Origin of the sequence: Wolbachia endosymbiont of Mansonella perstans, assembly GCF_020278605.1 — a bacterium.
In the GTDB taxonomy this organism is placed as follows: Bacteria; Pseudomonadota; Alphaproteobacteria; order Rickettsiales; family Anaplasmataceae; genus Wolbachia.
This window is the reverse complement of record NZ_JACZHU010000107.1, coordinates 1-2899: the sequence shown is the minus strand read 5'-3', so window position 1 is coordinate 2899 and position 2899 is coordinate 1. Positions and strand designations below refer to the sequence as shown.

Sequence of the window (2899 nt, the reverse complement as noted above, 5' to 3'; positions counted from 1 at the left end):
AATTTCTATCTTGATGTTTAATATGGTAGATCCCAGTATCAAGTACTGGAATGACGAAAAAAGTCACTTGAATGACAGGAAAAGAGGTGCTGGAATGGCATTGTTTACTATGTTCATATTACAATGTTTATATAGTTGTATACCTAACTATAAATGAACTACTCAACCGTAACAGACTTAGCTAAATTTCTTGGGCAGTCAGCATCCAATCCTTTCTTGACTGCAGTAGTGTAAGCAAGAAATTGCATAGCAATACTGTAGATGATTGGAGAAATGAAATTATCAACGTCTGGAAGTTGTATTACGTCTTTACAAATTCCTCTTAAGAACGACACTCCTTGCTTTTCACTAAAAGCGATCACTTTGCCTTTTCTTGCTATAATTTCTTGTATATTGGACAGCGTTTTAAAAAATAAATTATCATATGGAATAATTGCTATGACAAGTACAGATGAATCTATTAAAGCAATCGAACCATGCTTCATCTCTCCCGCTGCAATACCCATGGTATTAATATACGAAAGTTCCTTTATTTTTAATGCACCTTCCATTGCAACTCCATATGAGCTTCCTCTACCGATTAGAATGATGCTGCTATGTTCTAATATACTGTCTGATATATGTTGTATCTTCATCGGATTTAAAACATGCTCAATATATTCTGAAATAGAGTTGATAGCATTGCTCAGTTGCGTTATTCTCTTTTCATCTAACGTACCTTTTATTTTTGCAAGCTCTAAGGTAAGGCATGCCAAAACTGCAAGTTGCGCAGAAAAGGTTTTTGTTGAAGCAACACCAATTTCTGGTCCAGCAAGAGTATGTAACACAATGTCTGAGATTCTTTCAATGCTGCTGCTGAATGTGTTAGTTAGGCTAATGATTGTTTGCTTCTGTGATTTTGCATAGCGCAATGCTTCCATGGTATCTGCAGTTTCGCCAGATTGAGAGATGAATAGTCCAATACTTCCTTTCTCCAACTTAATGTTGCTATACCTAAATTCCGACGAGATTTCCAGATATACTCGGACTTGTGCAATGCTTTCCAGCCAATATTTCGCTATTAATCCAGCAAAATAAGATGACCCGCACCCAACTATGGTAATATAACTAAGTCTAGAAAATAATTTTTTGTTGGCAGATATTATCTCTGTATACTTTTTATAAAAGTGGTTTATTGTTTTGTTTAATACACAAGATTGCTCAAAAATCTCTTTTAGCATGAAGCTAGAGTAACCATTTTTGCTGATTAGAAAATTGCTTGAACTATTATTTTCTATACTGCGTTTAACTCGCGCACCGTTGTTGTATATACTAACCCCGCTAGATTTTATCACTGCAACGTCGTCATCCTCTAGGTATGATATTCTGTCCACTAGTGAATTTAAGGTGTTAGAGTCAGATGCGGCAAATACGGTGTTGCAGTTATAGCCTATCGCTAAAGGTAGGTTTCTCTTTGCGACAAATAGAGCATCTCTATGTTCTGCAAACAATAGGACCAAAGCAAACGAGCCATGTAGGTTACTTAAACACTTAAATAGAGAGTCAACAGGTGACAATCCTCCATTGAGATATAGGGTTAACATGTTTGGTATGACCTCTGTGTCGGTGTCAGTATGAAACGGCATTCCCTGTTCTTCTAGGCTCCTTTTCAGCAAATTGTAATTTTCAATTATACCATTATGGGCAACAACAACACCATTTATATGAATAGGATGAGCATTTTTGAGACCTGGAACTCCATGTGTAGCCCAGCGAGTATGTGCTATGCCAACTGTACTGTTGGACATCTTACTGTTACCGACAACTTCACATAACCTTTCGGCTTTACCTTCTGATTTTTTAACTTCTATTCTGCCTTCATTATTTATGATTGCTATGCCTGAAGAATCGTATCCCCTGTATTCCAATTTCTGCAGCCCAGCTAGCAAAGTTGGTATTACTGAATCACCGCTACTTACTACACCAAGTATTCCACACACAACCAAGCGAACCTTTCTTTAGAGTTATTAGGCATTTTTGTTTTTATTGTCTTGTTCCTTTTTACTTTTATCTGGCTGATTTTTATTCTTTTTGTCGTCCTTCTCAATTTTACCTTTTTCAGTTGGTTTAGCTTGAGCCTCTTTATTTAGAACTTCAGATATAGCGGACTTTAGGACTTTTATCTCAACTTTTGGTGCTATTTCTACTATAAATTGTGCATTTGCTTCGTCAATTTTGTTGACTGTGCCTATTATCCCACCAGAAGTAGCAACAGTATCGCCGTGTTTTACTCGATCTATCATCTTTCTGAGTTCTTTTAATCTTTTATGGTGTGGGCGGATAATAAAAAAATAAAACACCACAACTATTAAAATTAATGGGATAAAATTAGCAAAAGACGCACCAACACTTGACGCATTACTAGCTGCCTCTGCTGCAAAAACTTCAGAAATGAACATATTTAATCCTGGTTATCAACGACAAACTTAAGTAAACATATTTAACTATTAACTACAATATTACTTCGTGTCAAGTTTATGAGATAAAAAACAATACCTTTGCGGCAGCTGGCTGGATTTATGTTTTTTAGCCACAGAAGCAGAATGAAAAACTGCTTGACAGATTCTAACAACTTCATTACCTTAATAGTAAGGGTATTTTTAACTCAAAACTTGTTTTTAATTTACAGGCTCAATAAAAAACTTCAGTAAAAAAACTCAGAGTATTTTTTGGTGGATTGTATCAAATTATGGCAGTTGCATGTCTTTTAAAATTTTTCCACATTCATCCAAATCACGCTTAAACTGGACATCAGTAAGTTATTATGGCGCCAATTTAAAGTATTAAAGAGTCAAAACTCTCCACACAAGCCTTCTTTTGCCTTTTTTTTCATTTAGTAAGTTTCTTAAATATTTATAGC

2 protein-coding genes are annotated in these 2899 nt (G+C 35.4%); both read right to left on the bottom strand.

All coding sequences use genetic code 11. The annotated features are described in order from the left end of the window. Positions 1-158: 158 nt before the first annotated feature. The gene (gene glmS, locus IHO13_RS05030) at positions 159-1979 is read right to left on the bottom strand and encodes a glutamine--fructose-6-phosphate transaminase (isomerizing) (protein ID WP_225538559.1); all 1821 of its coding nucleotides are present in this window, start codon (positions 1977-1979) and stop codon (positions 159-161) included. 27 nt (positions 1980-2006) lie between these two features. Beyond that, positions 2007-2438, bottom strand: coding sequence for a preprotein translocase subunit YajC (yajC, locus tag IHO13_RS05025; protein WP_225538558.1), 432 nt, complete (start codon positions 2436-2438; stop codon positions 2007-2009). Positions 2439-2899 lie beyond the last annotated feature (461 nt).